This window comes from Rhodobacter sp. CZR27, from assembly GCF_002407205.1.
Lineage (GTDB): Bacteria > Pseudomonadota > Alphaproteobacteria > Rhodobacterales > Rhodobacteraceae > Cereibacter_A.
The window spans coordinates 2057622-2072242 of sequence record NZ_CP023548.1; the positions used below are offsets into that span (position 1 = coordinate 2057622).

Genomic DNA, 14621 nt, shown 5'->3' on the forward strand with positions numbered 1-14621 from the left:
GCCCCGGCGCTTTGCGCGCGGGCGGTCCGGCCGCGAGAGGGAGATGAGATGAAACGCATCAGTCTGGCGGTCCTGTTCATGGCGGCGCTCGCGGCCGGGCCGGCCCTGGCCGACAAGACCGAGGAGGCCGGAAAGGCCGAATACATGGTGGCCTGCGCCGGGTGCCACGGCGAGACCGGCAAGGGCCAGGGGCCCTTCGCGCCGGTCCTGAACATCGCGACCCCCGACCTTACCCAGTTGACCAAGAGGAACGACGGCCAGTTTCCCTTCCAGAAAACCTTCATGATCATCGACGGCCGGACCGGAGTCCGGGGCCATGGCGGGCCGATGCCGATCTGGGGCGACCGCTACAAGCCGCAGGCCTTCGAAGATCGCGGCCCCTATGGAAGCGAGCTGGTGATCCGGGGCCGCATCCTCTCTCTCGTGCTGTATCTTCAGACCCTTCAGGAATAGTCCCCGGGTCGCGGCAGGCGATCCTGTCGCCGGAGATGCGGTTCCGCCCTTCCCGATCCGGCGGGGCGGGACCATATTGGCCTCATGCTGAAGTTCGCCCCCCTGCTTCTGGCCGTGGCCTACGGGCTGCTCATGTATCAGTTCTCCGTCTGGAGGACGAAGCGGATGCTCGACGCCCAGTCGCGACCGCTCGACGAGCCCGAGATCGTGGCGCTGGCCCGCCGGATGGCCGCGGCGCTGGATCTGCCCGACATCCGGGTGCAGGTCTTCGAGGTCGATCCGATCAATGGCCTTGCCGCGCCGGACGGGCGGATCTTCCTGACGCGGGGCTTCCTGCGCAAGTTCAAGACCGGCGAGGTCAGCGCAGCGGAGCTGGCCTCGGTCATCGCGCATGAGCTGGGCCATGTCGCGCTTGGCCATTCGCGGCGGCGGATGATCGACTTCACCGGCCAGAACGCGGTGATGATGATGCTGGGCGCGCTCCTGAACCGGTTCATCCCGTTCTTCGGGATCTGGCTTGCGAACCTGCTCGCCTCGGCGCTGGCCGCGCGGCTGTCGCGGCGCGACGAGCACGAGGCCGACGCCTATGCCTCGGCGCTGCTGGTCAAGGCGGGGATCGGGACGGAGCCGCAGAAGTCGCTGTTCCGCAAGCTCGCGCGCTGGTCGGGCGCGAACGGGGCGCAGGTCCCGGCCTGGCTGATGAGCCATCCCGGCACCGAGGAACGCATCCGGCTGATCGAGGAGCGCGAGGCGCGCTGGCTTCAGGTCTGAAGCGCCTTGGCGAGCCGCGGAAGCCTTGCGCGCTTCAGCAGCGCCCGCAGCGACAGCGGCGCGCCAGCGATCGCCTCGGCCTTGGCGTGAACCTCGCGCACGATTGTTGCCACCGTCTCGGGGTGCGAGGACCACAGTTCCCACAGGAACCCGTCCGGGTCGCGCCGCGCCAGCCCTTCGGCCGCCAGCACTCCGCGCGGAAAGTCCGCCGCGTTGAAGGTCAGGATCGCATCGGCATGGCTGCCGATCGCCGCCGCCAGCACATGGATGTCGGCCTCGTCCGGCAGGTGGAGCCGGGATTCGAGGCCCGGCTGCGGCAGGACCATCGCCTTCGGGAAGGCTGCCTTGACCGCCGCCACCTCGGCCCGCGCCTGCACCTCGGCCGCGGGGCCGAGGCGGCGGGTGGCGCGCGCCCATTCCTCCAAGATGCGCTCGGACCAGAGCGGGGTGTAAAGGCCCCTCGCCGCCACGCCGAGCAGGATCTCGCGCAGGACGGTGGGAAACAGCACGCAGGCGTCGAGGACGACCCTCACCCGTCGAGCCGGAAGAACAGCGCCTTCAGATAGCCGCTTTCGGCCAGCTGCGGCAGGACGGGGTGGTCGGGCCCGGCAAAGCCGGTGTGGATCAGCTGGCCGCGCCGGCCGCCGCGTCCGATGCCGCGTGCGCAGGCGTTGCGGAACGCGGAAAGGTCGGCGGCATGCGAACAGGAACAAAGCCCGAGGAACCCGCCGGGCGCGACCAGCGGCGCAGCAAGCCGGGCCAGACGCTCGTAGGCGCGCAGCCCCGCCTCCAGCGCGGGCTTCGAGGGGGCGAAGGCGGGCGGATCGCAGATCACGAGGTCAAAGCGCGCGCCTTCGGCGCCCAGCGCCTCCAGCACCTCGAAGGCGTCGCCCTGCCGCGTTGCGAAGCGGTCGGCCATGCCGCCGGCCGCGGCGCCGGCCTCGGCCAGCGCCAGCGCGGGGCCCGAGGCATCCACGCCCAGCGCCCGCCCGGCCCCGCCCGCCAGCGCGGCAAGCGCGAAGCCGCCGACATGGGTGAAGACGTCGAGCACGGACGCCCCCCGCGCCAGCCGTGCGCCGAAGGCGTGGTTCGGCCGCTGGTCGTAGAAGAGGCCCGTCTTCTGCCCTCCGGTCAGGTCCGCCATGTAGGTCGCGCCGTTCATCGGCACCGGCACCGGGCCCTGCAGGCCGCCACGCAGCACCACGATTTCCTCGGGCAGCCCTTCAAGGCTGCGGGCGCGGCCGGCGCCGTTCTTGATGACGGTGGTGACACCGGTCACCGAGACCAGCGCCGCTTCGAGTGCGGGCAGATGCGACTCGGCCCAGGCCGCGTTGGGCTGGATCACCGCCGCATCGCCGAAGCGGTCGATGACCACGCCCGGCAGGCCGTCGGCCTCGGCATGGATCAGGCGGTAGAACGGGCCGTCGAACAGGCGCGCGCGCAGCGCCAGCGCCCGCGACAGCCGGGTCGCGAACCAGCCCTCGTCGATCGTCGCGTCCGGATCGCGGTCGAGCATCCGCGCGATGATCTTCGAGGCAGGGTTCACCGTGACAAGGCCCATCGCCCGCCGCTCGGCATCCTCGAGCACCGCAAGCGCCCCCGGAGAAAGCGCCTGTGTCCGGCGATCGGTGACAAGCTCGTCGGCATAGACCCAGGGGAAGCCGTGCCGGATGGCGCGGGCCTCGGCCTTGGGGCGCAGGCGGACGGTGGGATAGGACATCGGCGGATCTTCCGGTGAGGCAGGGTCGGCCCCTGCTCTACCCCGTTCCGGGGCCCTCGGAAAGACGTGCCGGCAGATGTGCGGGCCGCCCGGTACCGCGGCGGCTCAGACCGCGCGGTGGCCGAGGCCCGTCAGGCGCCGCCGAATGCCGCCGCCCAGAGCGACAAGTCCCGCGCGGATCGCGTCGTTGCGCATCCTGCGTGCCTCGGCTTCGACCGCGACATGGTCGATCACGTAGCCGTCGCTGTTCATTCCGTTCATCCGGGTCATGGATCCGATCTCCTGTGGTCCAGCCCTCCCCTGCGCGGGACCCTAGCCGGAAGCCGCCTGGCGCACACCATCCAGTTGAGAAGTTCCGCCATGCACGGGCTGCAACTGCGACAGAATGGCTGACCCATTATGCTGCCGCACCGCCGGTTGCGGCGGCGGGGAAATCGCGGCAGACGTCTTTCCCTCGGCCACAGTTTGCGCTAGTTAGCGCTAACAGACGCTCATCACCAGCCTTCCCGGCGCCGGCGGCGATGCGACGCCGCCCGATCCGTCAGCCATCGAGACCGCGCATGACCCTGAACGACACCATCGCCCGCGTCACCGACCGCATCCGCGCCCGTTCTGCCGCCAGCCGCGGCAGCTATCTGGACCGGATGGCCCGGGCGGCAGAGGAAGGCCCGGTCAGGGCGCATCTCTCCTGCGGGAACCAGGCCCATGCCTATGCCGCCATGGCCGAGGACAAGGCGGCACTGGCCGAGGGGCGCAGCCCGAACCTCGGGATCGTCACGGCCTACAACGACATGCTCTCGGCGCATCAGCCCTATGAGGACTATCCGAAGCTGATCCGCGCCGCCGCCCGCCGGGTGGGTGCCACCGCGCAGGTCGCGGGCGGTGTGCCCGCGATGTGCGACGGCGTTACCCAGGGCCAGCCGGGCATGGAACTCTCGCTCTTTTCACGCGACGTGATCGCGCTGGCGGCGGGAGTGTCGCTCAGCCACAATTGCTATGACGCCGCGCTCTTCCTCGGGATCTGCGACAAGATCGTGCCGGGCCTCGTGATGGCGGCGGCCACCTTCGGACATATCCCGGCGGTCTTCGTGCCGGGCGGACCGATGACCACCGGCCTGCCCAACGACGAGAAATCGCGGGTGAGAAACCTTTTCGCCACCGGCGAGGTCGGGCGCGAGGCGCTGATGGCGGCCGAGATGGCCTCGTATCACGGGCCGGGCACCTGCACCTTCTACGGCACCGCGAACACCAACCAGATGCTGATGGAGTTCATGGGCCTGCACTTGCCGGGTGCGAGCTTCGTCAACCCGAACACGCCGCTGCGCGAGGCGCTGACCGTGGCCGCGGTGGAACGGGCGGCGGCGATCACCGCGCTCGGCAATGAATACGTGCCGGTGGCGCAGATCCTCGACGAGCGCGCCTTCGTGAACGGCCTCGTCGGGCTGATGGCGACGGGCGGCTCGACCAACCTCGTGCTGCACCTGCCGGCGATGGCACGAGCGGCGGGTGTTCTGCTCGACCTGCAGGATTTCGCGGACGTGTCCGAGGTGGTGCCGCTGATGGCCAAGGTCTATCCGAACGGCATGGCGGACGTGAACCATTTCCATGCCGCGGGCGGCCTGCCCTACATGATCGGCGAGCTGCTCGATGCGGGCCTGCTGCACCCGGACGTCAAGACCGTGGCGGGCGACGGTCTCTCGCACTACCGGCAGGAGCCGGTTCTGGTCGAGGGGCGGCTCGAATGGCGCGACGGCGCGGGCGTTTCGCAGAACGACCGCATCCTGCGCCCGGCCGCGGACCCGTTCCAGCCCTCGGGGGGCTTGCGCCAGTTGAACGGCAACCTCGGGCGCGGCGTGATGAAGGTGTCGGCGGTATCGCCCGACCGACATGTGGTCGAGGCGCCGGTGCGGATCTTCCACGACCAGGAGTCGGTGAAACGCGCCTTCAAGGCGGGCGAGTTCACCTCGGACACCGTTGTGGTGCTGCGCTTCCAGGGCCCGCGCGCCAACGGCATGCCCGAGTTGCACTCGCTGACCCCGGTGCTGTCGGTGTTGCAGGACCGCGGCTTGCGCGTGGCGCTGGTGACCGACGGGCGGATGTCGGGGGCCTCGGGCAAGGTGCCTTCGGCGATCCATGTCGCGCCCGAGGCCGCGATGGGCGGCCCGCTTGCGCGCCTGCGCGACGGCGACGTGGTGCGGGTGGATGCGAAGGCCGGACGGCTCGACGTGCTGGCCGAGGATTTCGACGCGCGCGAGCCGATGGTGGCCGATCTCTCCTCCTCGGCCCACGGCATCGGGCGCGAACTGTTCGAGGCGTTCCGCCGCAGCGTCGGCCCCTCCACCGAAGGGGCGGCGGTGGTCGTCTGACCGCCCGCGCGCCCCGGCACACCAGACAACGAAGGACCTGCCGATGACCCCAGCCGAGCAAAGCCGCCACGCCCTCGACCTCTGCCGCCGCGCGCCGGTCGTTCCGGTGCTGGTGATCGAGGATCTGGCCCATGCCCGGCCGCTGGCCGAGGCGCTGGTGGCGGGCGGGCTGCCGGCGCTGGAGGTGACGCTGCGCACGCCGGTGGCGCTGGAGGCGATCCGCATCATGGCCGAGGTCGAAGGCGGCATCGTCGGGGCGGGCACGCTGCTGACCCCGGCGGACGTCGCGGCGGCGAAGGCTGCTGGCGCCCGCTTCGGCGTCTCGCCCGGCGCGACCGACCGGCTGCTCGACGCCTGCGCGGATCAGGGGCTGGCGTTGCTGCCCGGGGCCGCGACGGCGACCGAGGTGATGGTGCTGCTGGAGCGCGGCTACACGATGCAGAAGTTCTTCCCGGCCGAATCGGTCGGGGGCGCGCCGGCGCTGAAGGCGATCGGCGGGCCGCTGCCGCAGGTGAGCTTCTGCCCGACCGGCGGCATCAGCCTGAAGAACGCGCGCGACTATCTGGCGCTGCCGACCGTCGTCTGCGTCGGCGGAAGCTGGGTCGCGCCCAGGGCGATGATGGAGGCCGGCGACTGGGCCGGCATTACCGCGCTTGCCGCCGAGGCGGCCGCCCTGCGCTGACCTGCAGATCGGGGCGTCAGCCCTCGGCCACGCGAGCGGCACGGCCACCGCGCCGGCGGGGCGTGCCGGGCGCTTCCAGTCCCTGATGCAGCACCGCGCTCATCGGATGGTCGGGTCGGTCGGCGGCATAGGCCGCAATCAGCGCATGCAAGGCATCCGGGACATCGGCCGAAGGAAGGCTCAGCGCCCAGTCGACGAAGATCGAGCGGCATTCGGCCAGGCTGATGCCCTCGATCGCGTAGCTCTCGCGCACCAGCCCCTTCGGATCCGCCTCATTCAGCCGCACGGCCGCTCCCCCCATCTTCTTCCCCTTCGATCATGCCCAGCCGCGCCGAGATCCGCATCTCGGCATCGGCAACCGCTTCGGCCAGCCGGGCCGAGAGCGCCTCGGCCGAAGCGGCCTCGACCTCGCGCAGCAGGAAGGCACGGCCGCCCTCGCCCAGCCTGCTCGGATCGACCTGCCCCTCCGACAGCAGCCGCGAGCCCGCCTGAAGCCGCCAGCAAAGCCGGTAGGTCTTCAGAAGCGCCGTCTCGTCCGCCGCCGACAGGACACCATGCCTTACCCCGGCACGCAGCTGCTGCTCGACCCGGCGCGACGGATCGCCCGCCAGAAGCGCCGCCGTCTGGGCGAGCAGTTCCATGTCCATCAGTCGGCCGGGGCCGTTCTTGGCCTCCCACAGGCCGCTCGCGGGCTTCGCCTCGGCCAGCCTGCGACGCATGTCGGCGACGTCGGGCAGCACGCGCGCGGGGACGGCCTTCTCCTTCAGGATCTCGCGACGCAGTTCCTCGATCTCGGCCGCAAGGCTTGGATCGCCCGCCAGCGGGCGCGCGCGGGTGAGCGCCAGATGCTCCCATGTCCAGGCCTCGTCGCGCTGGTAGCTGGCGAAGGAGGCAAGCGCCGTCGCCACAGGCCCCTGACGGCCCGAGGGACGCAGGCGCATGTCGACCTCGTAGAGCCGGCCCTCGGCCATCGGCGCCGTCAGCGCCGTCACCAGCGCCTGCGTGAGGCGCGCGAAGTAGGGCCGGGCAGCGAGCGGCCGCGGCCCCTCGCTCGCCTCCTGCCCCTGCGCGTCGTGGATCACGATCAGGTCGAGGTCGGACCCCGCGTTCAGCCGCCCCGCGCCGAGGCTGCCCATCCCCAGCACCACCGCCCCGCGGCCCGGCGCCGGCCCGTGCTTGCGGGCGAATTCCTCGCAGACAACCGGCCAAAGCGCGGCCACAACGGCCTCGGCCAGATCGGCATATTGCTTGGCCGCCTCGAAGGCGTCGATCAGGCCGCGCAGGTGATGGACGCCGACGCGGAAGTGCCATTCCTTCATCCAGCGCCGGGCGGCATCCAGCCGCCGCTCGTAATCCGCCACCTCGGCCAGCCAGTCCGAGAGTTCCCGCACCAGGGCCGCCGTCCCCGGCCAGGGCGCGAAGAAGCCGCCGCCGATCACCGCATCGAGCACGCCGGAGTTGCGCGAGAGATAAAGTGCAAGCTTGGGCGAGGTGGCGCAGATGTCGACGATCAGGTCCACCAGCGGCGGGTTGGCCTCGAACAGCGAGAAGATCTGGACCCCCGCCGGAAGGCCGGCCAGGAAGCCGTCGAAGGCCGACAGCGCCTCGTCGGCGTTCCCCGCGCGCGCAAGGCTTTTCAGGATCTGCGGACGCAGGCGGGTGAAGATCGTCACCGCCCGCTGCGAGCGCAGGGCCGGATAGCTCGACCAGCCGTCGACGACGGCGCGGGCGTGGTCGGACAGCTCTGGCCCCGCCTCGGCCGCGCCGGGGGCGAAGAAGCCCTCGGTCAACCGATCCACCCGCTCGAGCCGCTCGCGCAGGGCCTGCCGGAAGGCGTCCGGCTGAAGGCCGCAGAAATGCGCGATCCGGGCCACACCGTCGGGCGTCGTGGGCATGGTCTGGGTCTGCTGGTCGTGGACCATCTGCAGCCGGTGCTCGACCTCGCGGTGGGCGCGGTAGTGCTCGACCAGTTCGCCGGTGACCTCGGGCGGGATCCAGCCCGCGGCGGACAGCGCCCGCAGCCCGCCGACGGTGGTGCGGTCGCGCAAGGAGGGGTCTCTTCCGCCCGCGATCAGCTGGCGGGTCTGGGTGAAGAACTCGATCTCGCGGATGCCGCCGACGCCGAGCTTCATGTTGTGGCCCTCGATCACCACCGGCCCGTGCAGGCCCCGGTGGTCGCGGATGCGAAGGCGCATGTCATGCGCGTCCTGAATTGCCGCGAAATCGAGGTGCTTGCGCCAGACGAAGGGCACGAGGGTCTTCAGGAACCGCTCGCCCGCCGCAAGGTCGCCCGCGCAGGGGCGCGCCTTGATGTAGGCCGCGCGCTCCCACGTCCGGCCGACGCTTTCATAGTAGCTTTCGGCGGCCGCCATCGACAGGCAGACCGGCGTCACCGCCGCATCGGGGCGCAGGCGCAGGTCGGTGCGGAAGACATAGCCCTCGGCCGTCAGGTCCGAGAGCATCGCCGTCATCCTGCGCGTGACGCGGATGAAGGCGGCGCGGGCTTCCTGCTCGTCGCCCGGGTAGCGGGTTTCGTCGAACAGGCAGATCAGGTCGATGTCCGAGGAATAGTTCAGCTCGAACGCGCCCATCTTGCCCATGGCGAGCGCCACCATGCCGGCCGCCGTCTCGGCATCCTCGGGCCGCGCACCCGGCAGCTTTCCGCGCCGGATCTCGTCGGCGACAAGGGCCTTCATCGCAAGATCGGTGGCGTGGTCGGCCAGCCGGGTCAGTGCGCCCGTCACCTCCTCGAGCGACCAGACCCCGCCAAGGTCGGCCAGCGCCGTCAGCAGCGCCACGCGGCGCTTGGCCACCCGCAGCCCGTCGGCAAGGTCGGGCACGCCCAGCGCGCCGAGCGGGTCCAGCACAGCTGCCAGCGCCGTCTCGGGCGCGAGCGACAGCGCCGGGCGCAGCCAGTCGGCCTCGCGCTGCATCAGCCCGCGCAGGAACGGGCTGCAGCCGGCGGTGGCGGCGAGCAGGCCGGCCAGGTCCGGGCCGAGGTCGCGGAAGGTGGTGGCGATCTCGGCCGCGGGCTCGGGATCAATGGGAAGGGGCGAGCGCACGAGGCGCGAGACGAATGCGGTCATGGCGCCACAATGGCCGGGCCGCCCGGGGCGGTCAACGGCAGGTCGGGGCTTGCGAGGTCGCAGCGCCCCGGGGATAAGGCAGGAAAACGGGGGACGAGGATGAGCAAGAGCCTGGCGCGGGTGAAGGCGGCCCTGGAGGCCGCGGGGATCGAGGCCGAGGTGCGCGAGATGGGGGCCGAGACCCGCACCGCCGAGCAGGCGGCCGCGGCAGCGGGCTGCGCGCTTGACCAGATCGTGAAGTCGATCCTGTTCCAGGGCCAGCAGAGCGGACGGCTGCACCTGTTCCTGACCGCCGGCGGCAACCAGGTCTGCGCCGAAAAGGCGAGCGCGCTGGCGGGCGAACCCCTGGGCCGCGCCGATGCCGCGACGGTGCGGGCACAGTCCGGCTTTGCGATCGGCGGCGTGGCACCGGTCGGGCATCTGACGCCGCTGCCGGTCTGTCTTGACCCGCGCCTGATGGAGTTCGACGAGGTCTGGGCCGCGGGCGGCACGCCGCGCCACATCTTCGCCGTTCCGCCGACGGTGCTGCACCGGCTGACCGGCGCACGGATCGAGGATTTCATCCTCTGACATTGCGGCCTGCCGGCTGCGTCGGGGCCGCGCATCCACCGGCAGCGATCAGGCGGCCCGTGCCGAAGGAACACTCTGCCGATCATCGGGCATGCCTGCGCGGGAGCGCAGGGCGCCCCTCGGGACCCGGATGCACGCGGTGCGAGCTTCCGGCGAACCTTCGCCACCAGATGTAAATTCCCTTAACATCGCCCCTTGCGATAATCCTGGCCGTCCCCATCTGGATGGATGTGAAATGCCTTCACATCACCGCAACGGGAGACCGCCCATGATACCTGCCACCGCCCGCGCCGGCTTCGCCTCATGGCCCGCCCGCGCCGAAGCCTGGCTTGACGACCGCGGCCGTCCGGCCTGGATCGCCGCCATGGTCGTAGGCTTCATCGCCTTCTGGCCCGCGGGCCTTGCCATCCTCGCCTACATGATCTGGAGCAAACGCATGTTCAGCCGGTCCTGCAGCCCCCGCCGCACCCTGACCCCCCGCCATTCCGCCTGGAACAGCAGCGGCAATGCCGCGTTCGACGCCTACAAGGCCGATACGCTGCGCCGGCTGGAAGAGGAGCAGATCGCCTTCGAGGCCTTCCTGCAGCGGCTGCGCGAGGCCAAGGACAAGCAGGAGTTCGATGCCTTCATGCAGGATCGCGCGCGCAACGCGGCCTCGCCGCGCGATGCGGACGCCTGACCCGAACGACCGGCGCGGCCCCTTCCGGGGCCGCCTGCCCCTGCCCGAGGAGCCCGAGATGAGCCAAGCCTGGATCGATCCCCTGCCGGACCCCGACAGCCACGCCGAGTTCTACGCCGACGTGCCCCTGAAGCGCGGGCTCGCCTGGATCGTGGACATGGTGCTGATCGCGCTGATCACCCTTCTGATCGTGCCCTTCACCGCCTTCACGGCGCTGTTCTACCTGCCGGTCCTGTTCCTCTGCGTGGACTTCGCCTACCGGACGGTGACTCTTGCGCGCAGTTCCGCCACGCCGGGCATGCGGCTGATGGCGATCCGGATCCGCAACGGCCGCGGCGAGCCGCTCGACCTAGCCGGGGCATTCCTGCACACGCTCGGCTACACGGTCTCGATCGGCATGGTGCTGCCGCAGATCCTTTCGGTCGTGCTGATGCTGACGGGGGCGCGCGCGCAGGGCCTGACCGACCATATCCTGGGCACGGTGGCCCTCAACCGCGCGGCTGGCGAGTGAGCTTCCGCCTGCGTCGCAAATGGCGATGCGGGGGCGCAAGTCTGACCTTGGCGCGGCCCCGGCGCCTTGCTAACGTAACCGGCAGTCCAGCGAAGAGCCGCCCATGCGCCACACGCTTCCCATCGCGCCGCAGTTCTATGTGACGGCCCCGCAATCCTGCCCCTATCTCGAGGGGCGGCTGGAGCGGAAGCTGTTCACGGCGCTGCAGGGCGAACATGCCCAGAAGCTGAACGACACGCTGTCGAAGCAGGGCTTCCGGCGGTCGCAGAACGTGCTTTACCGGCCGTCCTGCGCGGAATGCTCGGCCTGTCTTTCCGCGCGCATCCGGGTGGCGGATTTCGAGCCGAACAGGACGCAGCGCAAGGTGATGCGGCGCAACACCGACCTGCGCCGCAACGCGACGAGCCCCTGGGCGACCGAGGACCAGTATGCGCTGTTCCGCCGCTATCTTGACGACCGGCATGCCGATGGCGGCATGGCCGACATGGACATCTTCGAATTCGCCGCGATGATCGAGGAGACGCCGATCCGCTCGCGCGTCATCGAATATTCCCGCCCGGCCGAGAACGGCGGCGCCCGCCCGCTGGCGGCGGTCTGCCTGACCGACATCTTCGATGACGGGCTGAGCATGGTCTATTCGTTCTACGATCCCGACCTCACCAGCCGCTCGCTGGGAACCCACGTGATCCTCGACCATGTCGAGATCGCGCGCGAGGCCGGCCTGCCCTATGTCTATCTCGGCTACTGGGTGCCCGGCAGCCGCAAGATGGGCTACAAGGCGAACTACGCCGCGCTGGAGATCTACAAGGGCGGCCGCTGGCAGGACATCGGCCAGCCCTCGGACCACCGGGCGGAGCTTCATCCCCTGTCGGTGGATCCCATCGCCGAGCAGGTCGCGCGCATCAGCCTGCCCGAGGCCCGCTCGGGCGAGCGCGGGCGCGACTGAACCATCCTCCTCGACTGCCGCTCGGGCGGCCCTCCGCTTGCGATGCTGTGGCGTCCGCGACTGACCCTGCGTTCGGCCGGGCCGTGTCCGGCCGCGGGCTGCGGCCGCCCTGTCCGATCCCGCAATCATGCCCCTGCAGCGGTCACCGAGCCCCCTCGGATTTAGCCTTCTTTCGACCGCCCGCCGATTTGCGAAAGATATGTTCGGCACGCGCCCCTGCTGCGACACTTTCTTCGCGGATTTGCCATTGACGGCCCTGCGCGCACCGCCTAGTGTCCGGCCCGACCGCAACGGGGGGCCCGGAATGTCTGGTGTCGTACGTCTTGGTGGAAAGATGCGCATGGGCCGGTGACGGTTGACCATCATGGGATCCCATGCGCCCCCGAGTAAAACCCGGGGGCTTTTTGTTGCGCGGAGCGCGCCGCCTGACGCGGCCGGAGATGGAGAGAGAGATGACCGAGGTGATGAGCGGCGCGCGGATGGTGGTCCAGGCCCTGAAGGACCAGGGCGTGGACACCGTGTTCGGCTATCCCGGCGGCGCGGTGCTGCCGATCTATGACGAGATCTTCCAGCAGAACGACATCCGCCACATCCTCGTGCGGCACGAACAGGGCGCGGTCCACATGGCCGAGGGCTATGCCCGCTCGACCGGCAAGCCCGGCGTCGTCCTCGTCACCTCGGGTCCCGGCGCCACCAATGCGGTGACGGGCCTCGTCGATGCGCTGATGGATTCGATCCCGCTCGTCGTGATCTCGGGTCAGGTTCCGACCTTCATGATCGGCACCGACGGCTTCCAGGAGGCCGATACGGTGGGCATCACCCGCCCCTGCACCAAGCACAACTGGCTGGTGAAGGACACCGCGAAGCTGGCCGAGACGCTGCATCAGGCCTTCCATGTCGCCACCCACGGCCGCCCGGGCCCGGTGCTGATCGACATCCCGAAGGACGTGCAGTTCGCCACCGCCGAATACTCGCCGCCGCAGAAGGCCCGCGTCGATCACTACCAGCCGAAGGTGAAGGGCGATCTCGACGCGATCACCCGCATGGTCGAGATGATCGAGACCGCCGAGCGGCCGATCTTCTACACCGGCGGCGGCGTCATCAACTCGGGCACTGCGGCGAGCCAGCTGCTGCGCGAACTGGTCGATGCCACGGGCTTCCCGATCACCTCGACGCTGATGGGGCTGGGCGCTTATCCGGCTTCCGGCAAGGGCTGGCTCGGGATGCTGGGGATGCACGGGCTTTACGAGGCCAATCTCGCCATGCACGGCTGCGACCTGATGATCAACGTCGGCGCCCGCTTCGACGACCGCATCACCGGGCGCGTCAAGGATTTCAGCCCGACCTCGAAGAAGGTCCACATCGACATCGACCCATCCTCGATCAACAAGGTGATCCGGGTGGACGTGCCGATCGTCGGCGACGTCGGCCACGTGCTGGAGGACGCGCTGCGGCTGTGGAAGTCGCGCGGCCGCAAGGTCAACAAGGAGGCGCTCGCCGCCTGGTGGAAGCAGATCGCCGAGTGGAAGGCGGTGGGCTGCCTCGACTTCCAGAACTCGTCCAAGCTCATCAAGCCGCAGCACGCGCTGCAGCGGCTGGAGGCGCTGACCAAGGGGATGGACCGCTACATCACCACCGAGGTCGGCCAGCACCAGATGTGGGCCGCGCAGTTCCTGAACTTCGAGGCGCCGAACCGCTGGATGACCTCCGGTGGCCTCGGGACGATGGGCTACGGCCTGCCGGCCTCGATCGGGGTGCAGGTGGCGCATCCCGAGGCGCTGGTGATCAACATCGCAGGCGACGCATCCTTCCTGATGAACATGCAGGAGCTCGGCACCGCGATGCAGTTCCGCCTGCCGGTCAAGCAGTTCATCCTGAACAACGAGCGCCTCGGCATGGTGCGCCAGTGGCAGCAGCTGCTGCATGGCGAGCGCTACTCGCAAAGCTGGTCGGAAAGCCTGCCGGATTTCGTGAAGCTTGCCGAAGCCTTCGGCGCCAAGGGCATACAGTGCTCGGACCCGGCGGATCTGGACGAGGCGATCATGGAGATGATCCGCTACGACGGGCCGGTGGTGTTCGACTGTCTGGTGGAAAAGCACGAGAACTGCTTCCCGATGATCCCCTCGGGGCGGCCGCACAACGAGATGCTGCTGGGCGACGCCGAGACCGAGGGCGCCATCGGCGCCCGCGGCGCGGTGCTGGTCTGATCCAAGCGGCGGGGGCCAGCCCCCGCCCCATGACACTCCAACGAAAGGGAGCAGGACGCATGGCGCCGCTCAACATCAAGCAGGGATCGACGTCGCATTCGGCCTATGACCTCCGCGACCCGAACGCCGAGGTCATCGAACAGCACACGCTGGCGCTGGTCGTGGACAACGAGAGCGGGGTTCTGGCCCGTGTGATCGGCCTCTTCTCGGGCCGGGGCTACAACATCGACAGCCTGACCGTGGCCGAGGTGGACCACACCGGCCACCGCAGCCGCATCACCATCGTGACGCGCGGCACGCCGCAGGTCATCGACCAGATCAAGGCGCAGCTCGCGCGTCTGGTCCCCGTGCACGAGGTGCACGACCTGACCGTCGAGGGGCCCTCGGTGCAGCGCGAACTGGCGCTGTTCAAGGTCTCGGGCAAGGGCGAGGCGCGGATCGAGGCCCTGCGTCTGGCCGAGATCTTCCGCGCCAAGGTGGTCGATTCGACGCTGGAGAGCTTCGTGTTCGAGATCACCGGCACGCCGGAGAAGATCGACGCGCTGGCCGATCTGATGCGCCCGCTGGGCCTGCGCGAGATGGCGCGGACCGGGGTTGCGGCGCTGTCGCGCGGGATCTGAGCGATCCGGT

15 protein-coding genes are annotated in these 14621 nt (G+C 70.0%); 10 read left to right on the plus strand and 5 right to left on the minus strand.

Annotated features, from left to right (window positions below; translation table 11 throughout):
* The first annotated feature begins 48 nt into the window (after nt 1-48).
* Together CK951_RS09995 and CK951_RS10000 are read left to right on the plus strand one after the other, a co-directional pair.
* Complete coding sequence (locus tag CK951_RS09995; protein ID WP_198402338.1) at nt 49-453, plus strand: cytochrome c; 405 nt, start codon at nt 49-51, stop codon at nt 451-453.
* 84 nt (nt 454-537) lie between these two features.
* Nucleotides 538-1224 carry a M48 family metallopeptidase gene (locus CK951_RS10000; protein ID WP_096786009.1) on the plus strand — a complete coding sequence of 229 codons (687 nt, stop codon included), beginning with the start codon at nt 538-540 and terminating at the stop codon, nt 1222-1224.
* On the opposite strand, the gene CK951_RS10005 is transcribed toward CK951_RS10000, so the two are convergent.
* From CK951_RS10005 to CK951_RS21390, 3 genes are all read right to left on the minus strand, one after another.
* A complete protein-coding gene (locus tag CK951_RS10005; protein WP_096786010.1) occupies nt 1215-1757 on the minus strand; it encodes an RSP_2648 family PIN domain-containing protein in 543 nt (180 codons plus the stop codon). The two genes, CK951_RS10000 and CK951_RS10005, sit on opposite strands and share 10 nt — an antisense overlap.
* Nucleotides 1754-2944 carry an RSP_2647 family RNA methyltransferase gene (locus CK951_RS10010; RefSeq protein WP_096786011.1) on the minus strand — a complete coding sequence of 397 codons (1191 nt, stop codon included), beginning with the start codon at nt 2942-2944 and terminating at the stop codon, nt 1754-1756. The genes CK951_RS10005 and CK951_RS10010 overlap by 4 nt, the downstream gene beginning before the upstream one ends.
* 105 nt (nt 2945-3049) lie before the next feature.
* Nucleotides 3050-3214 (minus strand): RSP_7527 family protein, encoded by a 165-nt coding sequence (locus CK951_RS21390; RefSeq protein WP_096786012.1) that lies wholly within the window; start codon nt 3212-3214, stop codon nt 3050-3052.
* Between the two features lie 290 nt (nt 3215-3504).
* Here CK951_RS21390 and edd point away from each other — a divergent pair, with 290 nt between their 5' ends.
* Together edd and eda are read left to right on the plus strand one after the other, a co-directional pair.
* Nucleotides 3505-5310, plus strand: coding sequence for a phosphogluconate dehydratase (edd, locus tag CK951_RS10020; protein WP_096786013.1), 1806 nt, complete (start codon nt 3505-3507; stop codon nt 5308-5310).
* A 43-nt stretch (nt 5311-5353) separates the two neighbouring features.
* A complete protein-coding gene (gene eda, locus CK951_RS10025; RefSeq protein WP_096786014.1) occupies nt 5354-5992 on the plus strand; it encodes a bifunctional 4-hydroxy-2-oxoglutarate aldolase/2-dehydro-3-deoxy-phosphogluconate aldolase in 639 nt (212 codons plus the stop codon).
* 16 nt (nt 5993-6008) lie between these two features.
* Here the strand turns inward: eda and CK951_RS10030 are convergent, their stop codons facing one another.
* Together CK951_RS10030 and CK951_RS10035 are read right to left on the minus strand one after the other, a co-directional pair.
* A complete protein-coding gene (locus CK951_RS10030) occupies nt 6009-6278 on the minus strand; it encodes a hypothetical protein (protein WP_096787221.1) in 270 nt (89 codons plus the stop codon).
* Nucleotides 6265-9078, minus strand: coding sequence for a glutamine-synthetase adenylyltransferase (locus CK951_RS10035; RefSeq protein ID WP_096786015.1), 2814 nt, complete (start codon nt 9076-9078; stop codon nt 6265-6267). The genes CK951_RS10030 and CK951_RS10035 overlap by 14 nt, the downstream gene beginning before the upstream one ends.
* Nucleotides 9079-9177: 99 nt before the next feature.
* Between CK951_RS10035 and CK951_RS10040 the strand changes: the two genes are divergently transcribed.
* From CK951_RS10040 to ilvN, 6 genes are all read left to right on the plus strand, one after another.
* Nucleotides 9178-9648, plus strand: coding sequence for a YbaK/EbsC family protein (locus tag CK951_RS10040; RefSeq protein WP_096786016.1), 471 nt, complete (start codon nt 9178-9180; stop codon nt 9646-9648).
* Nucleotides 9649-9916: 268 nt separating this feature from the next.
* Nucleotides 9917-10327 carry a DUF2852 domain-containing protein gene (locus CK951_RS10045; protein ID WP_096786017.1) on the plus strand — a complete coding sequence of 137 codons (411 nt, stop codon included), beginning with the start codon at nt 9917-9919 and terminating at the stop codon, nt 10325-10327.
* Between the two features lie 58 nt (nt 10328-10385).
* A complete protein-coding gene (locus tag CK951_RS10050; protein ID WP_096787222.1) occupies nt 10386-10838 on the plus strand; it encodes an RDD family protein in 453 nt (150 codons plus the stop codon).
* A gap of 103 nt (nt 10839-10941) precedes the next feature.
* Nucleotides 10942-11784, plus strand: a complete 843-nt coding sequence (locus CK951_RS10055; protein WP_096786018.1) for an arginyltransferase — start codon at nt 10942-10944, stop codon at nt 11782-11784.
* Between the two features lie 452 nt (nt 11785-12236).
* On the plus strand, nt 12237-13991 hold the full coding sequence (locus CK951_RS10060; RefSeq protein ID WP_232520606.1) for an acetolactate synthase 3 large subunit: 1755 nt from the start codon (nt 12237-12239) through the stop codon (nt 13989-13991).
* A 59-nt stretch (nt 13992-14050) separates the two neighbouring features.
* Entirely contained in the window at nt 14051-14611 is a 561-nt protein-coding gene (gene ilvN / locus CK951_RS10065) for an acetolactate synthase small subunit (protein WP_096786020.1), read from the plus strand.
* Nucleotides 14612-14621: the final 10 nt, after the last annotated feature.

Excerpts from the sequence above, each read along its gene's own strand:
- CK951_RS10055 (WP_096786018.1), top strand. The coding sequence starts at position 10,942 with ATGCGCCACACGCTTCCCATCGCGCCGCAGTTCTATGTGACGGCCCCG.
- eda (WP_096786014.1), top strand. The coding sequence starts at position 5,354 with ATGACCCCAGCCGAGCAAAGCCGCCACGCCCTCGACCTCTGCCGCCGC.
- CK951_RS10000 (WP_096786009.1), top strand. The coding sequence starts at position 538 with ATGCTGAAGTTCGCCCCCCTGCTTCTGGCCGTGGCCTACGGGCTGCTC.
- CK951_RS10010 (WP_096786011.1), bottom strand. The coding sequence starts at position 2,944 with ATGTCCTATCCCACCGTCCGCCTGCGCCCCAAGGCCGAGGCCCGCGCC.
- ilvN (WP_096786020.1), top strand. The coding sequence starts at position 14,051 with ATGGCGCCGCTCAACATCAAGCAGGGATCGACGTCGCATTCGGCCTAT.
- CK951_RS10050 (WP_096787222.1), top strand. The coding sequence starts at position 10,386 with ATGAGCCAAGCCTGGATCGATCCCCTGCCGGACCCCGACAGCCACGCC.
- CK951_RS10060 (WP_232520606.1), top strand. The coding sequence starts at position 12,237 with ATGACCGAGGTGATGAGCGGCGCGCGGATGGTGGTCCAGGCCCTGAAG.
- CK951_RS09995 (WP_198402338.1), top strand. The coding sequence starts at position 49 with ATGAAACGCATCAGTCTGGCGGTCCTGTTCATGGCGGCGCTCGCGGCC.
- CK951_RS10035 (WP_096786015.1), bottom strand. The coding sequence starts at position 9,078 with ATGACCGCATTCGTCTCGCGCCTCGTGCGCTCGCCCCTTCCCATTGAT.
- CK951_RS10045 (WP_096786017.1), top strand. The coding sequence starts at position 9,917 with ATGATACCTGCCACCGCCCGCGCCGGCTTCGCCTCATGGCCCGCCCGC.
- edd (WP_096786013.1), top strand. The coding sequence starts at position 3,505 with ATGACCCTGAACGACACCATCGCCCGCGTCACCGACCGCATCCGCGCC.
- CK951_RS10040 (WP_096786016.1), top strand. The coding sequence starts at position 9,178 with ATGAGCAAGAGCCTGGCGCGGGTGAAGGCGGCCCTGGAGGCCGCGGGG.
- CK951_RS21390 (WP_096786012.1), bottom strand. The coding sequence starts at position 3,214 with ATGACCCGGATGAACGGAATGAACAGCGACGGCTACGTGATCGACCAT.